The organism is Streptomyces sp. NPDC037301, from assembly GCF_055602785.1.
On record NZ_JBVJWD010000062.1, the window covers coordinates 26,589 to 32,887 of the forward strand.

Annotated in this window: 6 protein-coding genes and 3 pseudogenes; 5 read left to right on the forward strand and 4 right to left on the reverse strand. The window is 68.6% G+C overall.

The window, feature by feature from the left end:
• Nucleotides 1–54: 54 nt before the first annotated feature.
• Nucleotides 55–1,671, reverse strand: coding sequence for a phosphodiester glycosidase family protein (locus ACZ7IB_RS43245; protein ID WP_470920406.1), 1,617 nt, complete (start codon nucleotides 1,669–1,671; stop codon nucleotides 55–57).
• 137 nt (nucleotides 1,672–1,808) lie between these two features.
• Nucleotides 1,809–2,038, reverse strand: a pseudogene (locus tag ACZ7IB_RS43250) (IS5/IS1182 family transposase); the annotation flags it as partial.
• A 45-nt stretch (nucleotides 2,039–2,083) separates the two neighbouring features.
• On the opposite strand from ACZ7IB_RS43250, the pseudogene ACZ7IB_RS43255 reads away from it, so the two are divergent.
• Nucleotides 2,084–2,355 (forward strand): annotated as a pseudogene (locus ACZ7IB_RS43255) (IS701 family transposase); the annotation flags it as partial.
• Here the strand turns inward: ACZ7IB_RS43255 and ACZ7IB_RS43260 are convergent.
• Nucleotides 2,331–2,984, reverse strand: a complete 654-nt coding sequence (locus ACZ7IB_RS43260) for an Ig domain-containing protein (protein ID WP_470920413.1) — start codon at nucleotides 2,982–2,984, stop codon at nucleotides 2,331–2,333. The pseudogene ACZ7IB_RS43255 and the gene ACZ7IB_RS43260 sit on opposite strands and share 25 nt — an antisense overlap.
• A gap of 101 nt (nucleotides 2,985–3,085) precedes the next feature.
• On the opposite strand from ACZ7IB_RS43260, the gene ACZ7IB_RS43265 reads away from it, so the two are divergent.
• The 3 genes from ACZ7IB_RS43265 to ACZ7IB_RS43275 all read left to right on the forward strand — a co-directional run bounded on the left by ACZ7IB_RS43265 (nucleotide 3,086) and on the right by ACZ7IB_RS43275 (nucleotide 4,887).
• Nucleotides 3,086–3,685 carry an MFS transporter gene (locus ACZ7IB_RS43265; RefSeq protein WP_470920415.1) on the forward strand — a complete coding sequence of 200 codons (600 nt, stop codon included), beginning with the start codon at nucleotides 3,086–3,088 and terminating at the stop codon, nucleotides 3,683–3,685.
• Between the two features lie 24 nt (nucleotides 3,686–3,709).
• Entirely contained in the window at nucleotides 3,710–4,183 is a 474-nt protein-coding gene (locus ACZ7IB_RS43270) for a carboxymuconolactone decarboxylase family protein (protein ID WP_470920408.1), read from the forward strand.
• Between the two features lie 377 nt (nucleotides 4,184–4,560).
• Nucleotides 4,561–4,887 (forward strand): DUF6191 domain-containing protein, encoded by a 327-nt coding sequence (locus ACZ7IB_RS43275; protein ID WP_470920409.1) that lies wholly within the window; start codon nucleotides 4,561–4,563, stop codon nucleotides 4,885–4,887.
• A 159-nt stretch (nucleotides 4,888–5,046) separates the two neighbouring features.
• Here the strand turns inward: ACZ7IB_RS43275 and ACZ7IB_RS43280 are convergent.
• A pseudogene (locus tag ACZ7IB_RS43280) lies at nucleotides 5,047–5,211 on the reverse strand (IS1380 family transposase); the annotation flags it as partial.
• Between the two features lie 701 nt (nucleotides 5,212–5,912).
• Here ACZ7IB_RS43280 and ACZ7IB_RS43285 point away from each other — a divergent pair.
• Nucleotides 5,913–6,227, forward strand: a complete 315-nt coding sequence (locus tag ACZ7IB_RS43285) for a cyclic nucleotide-binding domain-containing protein (RefSeq protein ID WP_470920411.1) — start codon at nucleotides 5,913–5,915, stop codon at nucleotides 6,225–6,227.
• Nucleotides 6,228–6,299 lie beyond the last annotated feature (72 nt).

Genomic DNA, 6,299 nt, shown 5'->3' on the forward strand with positions numbered 1-6,299 from the left:
GCGGCTCCTGGCGGTCGGTGGTAGCCGGCTCGGGCGTTGTCGGACCGGGCTGGGTCAGCCCCGGTCGGGCAGGATCAGCAGTGCGTCCCCGACGGGGCGTTCACCGGCCGCGTCGGACGGATCGTTGATCACTTCTCCGTCGACCACCATGGTGGTCGACCCGCCACCGTCAAGATTGACCGCGTCGCGCAGGCCGAGTGCCCGGGCGACGGCGGCGCTCTCGGGGATGCTCAGCCCGAGCGCGTCCGTGCTGCGTCCGTCGGCCGTGACCAGCAAGGTCCTGCCGGCTGCGTCCACCCCGGCCAGCGTGCGTGGATTGCGCTTGTGCACCCAGCCGTAGTAGAAGCTCGCGTTGCTCGGCTGCACCATCCCGTCGGTCGCAGCCGTGACGTGCAGGCGTCCGTCGCGGACCAGTTCGGGACCGCCGTTGAGGATGCTCGTCGCCGGTGACGGGGAGACCTTACGGCCGCTGCCGTCCCGCAACGTCCTCTCGACGCGCAGGGGCCGGCCGACCTGCGCCAGGGCGGCCAGCTCGGCGACGCGGGTGCCGGTCGCCTGCACGGAGCTGCCGCCGGCCGGCAGCGGTCCGCCGCGTGGTGAGCGCAGTTCCAGGACCCGTCCGCGGGGGTCCAGTACGGCCTCGAGGCCGTCGCCCTGCGGCGTCTGCCGACCGTATTCAGGCGTGAAGGCGACGAGTTCGTCGCGGTCGGTGCAGGTCACGTCGTGCAGGGGCAGCGAGGTCGGAGTGTCGTCGGCGGTGCCGCCGCAGTTCCTGATCAAGCCCGGTACGCGGTCGATGCCGTCCAGGGGTTGCGACGCGTCCCGGCCGACGACCCGCCCCTTCCAGGTGAGCCGGGTGACTCTGCTGTGCCGGCCGGAGTCGCGCATCACCAGGCCGGGGCGCCCGTTCACCGGCTCGCTCAGCAGCCGGCCGTCGTAGACGCCGACGCCGGCCGGATCGCCCGGTGCTCCGGCTCGCGGGTCGAGGACGAAGAACCCGGCATTGACCGCTGCGGTCGCGCCGGCCGCGGCCGCCAGCTCACTGGTCTTCTCGCGGTTCTCCAGATCGGGACCGTACGACGCCTTGAGCCCGCCGCGGAACCGGTCCGGGTCGATGGTGAGCACGTCGATCCGCCACGGGCCACGGTCCTCGGGGTTGCCGTCCCAACCGGTGTACACGACGGACCCGGCGTACCCGGCCCCTCTCAGCCGGGTGAGCTCGGCCGTCGCGGCGGACTGCGAGTCGAACTGCCCGACCCGGACCCGCCACCCAAGCGTTCCACCGGCGTAGTCGGCGACGGCCGGAGTCGTGACTTCCTCGACCCGGGCGTCGAAGCCGTCCCCCTGAACGTCGGCAGTCAGCTCGTCGGCGCTCGTCCGGTCCTTGAGCGCCGTCGGCGGCGCGTCGGGGTCCGGCGAGGTGGCACCGCCGGGTATGGAAACCTCGACCGTCCACGCGAGCGCCGGAGCGTCGGCACCGCGCACGATCCGCGTGAGGGTCACGCCGGGCTGCAGCGTCCGCGTGCTGCGGGTCTCGGTCAAGCCGACGGCGCCCAGCGGCAGGGCACGCGTCGGCCCCGGCCGCGGCTCGGAGGAGGCAGGCGCCGGCAGGGCGCCCACCAAAGCCAAGAGGGCCAGGACCGTAGACGCGCCGAGCACCTTGCTGTTCACGTACCCCCCTTGGAAAGATCGGCCCAGCAACGGTGCGTGCGATAGCGACCATCAGTCAAGACGTGTGCACGTCATACTCTCGGTCCGTTGCTCCTGGATCCGCTTGAGCACGGACCGAGCTGGAGCTTTGGCTGCGCGAGTTGACAACCGCATGGGCCGCGATCCACAGGCTTCGGACCTGTCAAGTCCCCTTGGGGGCCCGCATGTTGACCGAATCGATCGCACACCTCGACCAGTCCGGTTCACCTCGGGAGCCGAACTCGTCCAGAACCAGATAGTGCAGCTTCGCCCGTACCCCGGCTCACGGCCATTCCGCGAACCAGCGGTGCGCGGTGGCTCCGGATGGGCCGAACACTCCGCCAAGCTGCCGGCCGACATCGTCTTCGACCCGGATACGCCCACCCATGACCAGTGGATGCCGGCCCGCCGCAGCCTGAGCCTGCCAGAGGAGATCCCCTCTACCCGGCCGATGCTCCGGTGGGGACGAGCATTGCCGAACTGGTCCGCGTCGCCGAGCCTCGCTGGGCAATCGAGAAATGCTTCCAGGCCGCGAAGAACGAGTGCGGCTGGGCCGCCTTCCTTGCCGCCATGGCCGCGGCGGCCGCGGCGGCCGCGGAAAGGGGGCAGCAGAAACGGTTTCCTGCCCGCTCGCCGGGGCATCAGGGACGCACGGTGATCTCGTAGTCGGCCTGGGCGTCGGGGAGGCCTGCCGAGTTGTAGGCCGTGATGGTGACATCGGACTTCCTGGCCCGGACCGGCTTCCCGGTGATACCTCCGGTGTCCGGGTTCAGCCGGAGGCCTTCAGGAAGGGCGCCGGCGGTCACCTTGAACCGGACCGTGGCCGGAGTATTCGTGGTCACCTTCGCCTCGTAGAGCTCATGCGTGGTTGCCGCCGGCGGAGGGTCGGCGTTCAGCCGGGGAGTCGGCACGGCGACGTCCTGGGCCTCACCGATCGGGTTCCCTTGCGCGTCGAGCTCCTGTAGCGACCACTCCTTGCCGGGCTTGACAACCGTCAGATGCCAGTTGGTGGACTGGTCGCAAAAGCGTGTCTTCTGTGCCTCGGTGAATGCACCGAGGTTGCGCGCCGTCTCCCACTGCTTGATCGCGTCGAGCACCAGCTCACCGTGCTCGCCGTTCGCGGTGCGGCCGGCCACCGAACCCTGGAATCCGGCACCGGCGTTCAGCCCGGCACCACGCGCCAATACGCTCTCTATGCTCAGCAAGCTCTCCGAGCCCCGCAGGCTGATCCAGCCCAGCATCCCCGGATGGAAGTTGGCCCGGTAGAAGGCATTGTTGATGAAGACCTGGTTCATGCTGGTCACACCGACTTCGCCCCAGCTCGCCCGGGTGAGCGCGTCCCGACATCGCGGCCAACCTGCCTGGCTTCAGTGAGGACGCGGTGACCTCGCTGCCGGTGCTGGGCGGGTTGCTGTCGCTCGCCCTGTACGACGGAGCCGAGATCCTGCTCAAGCCGGTCTTCGGCACCCTCCCAGACCGCGTCGGCGCCCGGCCGGTCCTTCTGGGAGGGCTCGTCGCCTTCGCCGCAGCCTCGGCGCTCTACGCGGTGGCGGACAGCCCCGGCTGGCCGCAGGCGGCCCGTCTCGGCCAGGGCGCCGCTGCCTCCGCTTTCTCTCCCTCGGCCTCAGCCCTGGTCTCCCGGCTCAACCCGGCCGTCAAGCATGGCCGGGTGCAGGGCAGTTACGGCCTCCACAAATCCATCGACTGTCCCCCTCGGCCCGCTGGCAGGAGGGGTCCTGGTCCGGGCCGGCGGGCTGCGACTGCTCTTCGCCGTCATGGCGGTGCTCGGCGCTGCCGTCGTGGCCCGGGCCGCGTAAAGGTCCCGCGCGTGGAGTCGGGCCAGAAGAGGCGCCGGCGATCGTGCTTGCCGGGGCGACGCCTCGGCAGTGGTCCTGAACTTCGTCGTGGGTGGTCCCTGCCGCGGCGCGAGAGGCGAGACGCACGTCACATTCGTTCCTGTCACATCTTGCCGGGCTGTTCCGTCAAGGAGGTGTAACCACCATCAAGCAAGGAGTGCACCATGGATGCTCGCCTGAACCTCCTCGGCAACCCGGTCGCAGCCAAGTCCCTGAGGCACGTCATCTCGGCGGGCGAGGTCATCTCGGACTCGACGCTGCCGGCCGCGACGCAGGAGCTGGTGAAGATCCGCGCCAGCCAGATCAACGGCTGCGGCTTCTGCACCGACATGCACACCAAGGACGCCGCGCACGCCGGGGAGACCTCGACGCGCCTCAACCTGGTCGCGGCCTGGCGGGAAGCCAAGGTGTTCACCGATGCCGAGCGCGCCGCTCTGGAGCTGACGGAGCAGGGCACCCGCATCGCCGACGCGGCCGGTGGCGTCACTGACGAGGTCTGGGCGAATGCCGCCAAGCACTACGACGAGGACCAACTCGCCGCCTTGGTGTCGCTCATCGCCCTCATCAACGCCTTCAACCGCGTGAACGTCATCGTCCAGCAGCCCGCCGGCGACTACCAGCCCGGCCAGTTCGGATAACGAGCAGTACCTGGCCGGGACCGCCGGTGCCGTCTCGCACCAGCAGCACACGCCCCCGGGCACCTCTCGCCGGAGCCCGGGGCACTGTTCTGGTACGCCCGGTCCGACTGATCCAAATGAGTCGGACCCGGGGCGGATGGAATCGCCACAGTCTCCGGCCGCTGATCGCCTCAAACCGCGGGCGGGTTCGTATCGTTGGTCAGTCACTGTCACCTGCGGCCAGGGCAGGGCGCAGGCGGTGCCAGACCGGATGTCGCAGCAGCCCCGCCTTTGTCCGGGTGCTGGTCGCAGCAGTGCCCGCGTCTCGGCCGGGCGGGAATCTGACGACAGGGCCCAGCGCCGGGAACGGTTGAAGCAGGGGTAGACGTTGGCCTGGCATGATTCTGACGCTGATCGTCTCCCTGCTCATGGCGTCCGTGATCGTCGTGCCGCTACTCCTGTCCGGCGCCCGGCGCCTGGTGCTGCGCACCGGTCGTCCTGTCTGGCTGCGGCAACTCGTGGCCCGAACGACGACGGGCGGCGGCGGAAACGGCGCCGGGGCGGCTGTCGCCGAGCTGGTCGCCGCCCTGAACCCGAACAAGCGGGTGGAGATTGAACAGCGCCGAACGGACCAGTTGGTACGTCATGACAGCGAGGCCGGTGCACCACCGCACGCCACTGATGTGGACCTGACGGCGGGACGGGCGGTGATCAGGCGTCGCTAAGCCTTGATCCACCGACGTGCTCTGAAGATGATCTCTTGATTGTTTTGTGAGCTGGTTTCGGTCGGTGGTCGTGGATGGGCAGGTTGTTTCTGCTGGTCTGCCCAGCGTTTCCACGAGTTCGGTTCCGGTCGGGCCTTGGCGGGCGGGGTGGTCAGGGGATCAGGCCGGTGCGGGTGGGTCGTGAACGGTGTCGAAGAGGTGTGTCCAGGCTTGCTGCCAGGGCCAGTTGTGTGGCAGGTGCAGGGTGATGCGTCGTGCGGATCGGGCGATCCTGGCCGGGACCTGGACCAGGTGGCTGCGGAGGGTGGCGGTGGTACACCTTGTCCGTCACCGGAGCGGCAAGATCGCACCGCTCGGCCAGCCGCATGACCGGGACCAGCCCGGCATGCGCGATCGGATTCGGGTCATCGAACACAGCGGAGACCGCTGCCGGAGTGTGGGAAACTTGCATCTACGAGGTGCCTTGCTGATTGTGCGTGCTGGAAGCGTCAGAACTCCCATCATCGCAGGTCAGCAGGCACCTCTTCTCGTTTCCTCATCCACAGGACGCGAGTCACTCGGTGGATCGAGGCTAAGGGATGCCTGCACTGTCGCCTACTGCTCAAACTTCGCTGACACGAACTCGCGTTCGCCGAATTTCACGGTTCGCCGACACAGGACAGCTACCCCCATCCGAGGGACGCATAGTCATACCGCGGTGGGGGATGAGCTGTCCGCCCACCCAGACCTGGAGTGTCCGCTCACCCGGATGCCCCGCTGACCGCGCACAATGTGGTCGGCGCGTCGCCTCACCCGGGTCACGTGGGGCGTCACGGTCCGGTCTGTCGCGTACTTCTGCCGTGGTGGGGAACAACTCCTCTACGAGAGGTCACCAGACCCTTGTGACCGCACGAGCCGACGCGCTCTGGGCATTTCCTCGTGCGCCGCCTCCCAATGGAGTCGTGTACCGCAGCAGTGAGCGACTCCATCGGGTGGCATGAGGATTCCGCCCTCCGTAGAGAGCCTCTCCTCGGAGGAGTACTCCGATGACCACCACACTCAAGATCACGTCTCTGCCGCCCACACACCGTGACCGTCTCCTGAGCCTCGCCGACGACGTCCGGTTCTCCGCAGCACGGCGGCTTTTCGAGGAACACACGCTCGCCGACCGCTTCTGGATCCTGAAGACCGGCGCGGTGACCCTCGACGCACAGCTTCCGCACCGTCGTCGCGCGGAAATAGAAACGCTGGGACCGGGCGAGCTGGTCGGACTGTCCTGGCTCTTCCCGCCCTTCGAGTGGGAACTGGGCGCCGAGACGTTGAGCCCCGTCCCGCCTAGGGTGTGTCAATTTAACGGCTGATCTTGGTTGTTGAGTTGGTCAGTGGTCGGTGGGAGTCAGGCGGCCCTCGAAGGCGACCTGGAAAGCGTTCAA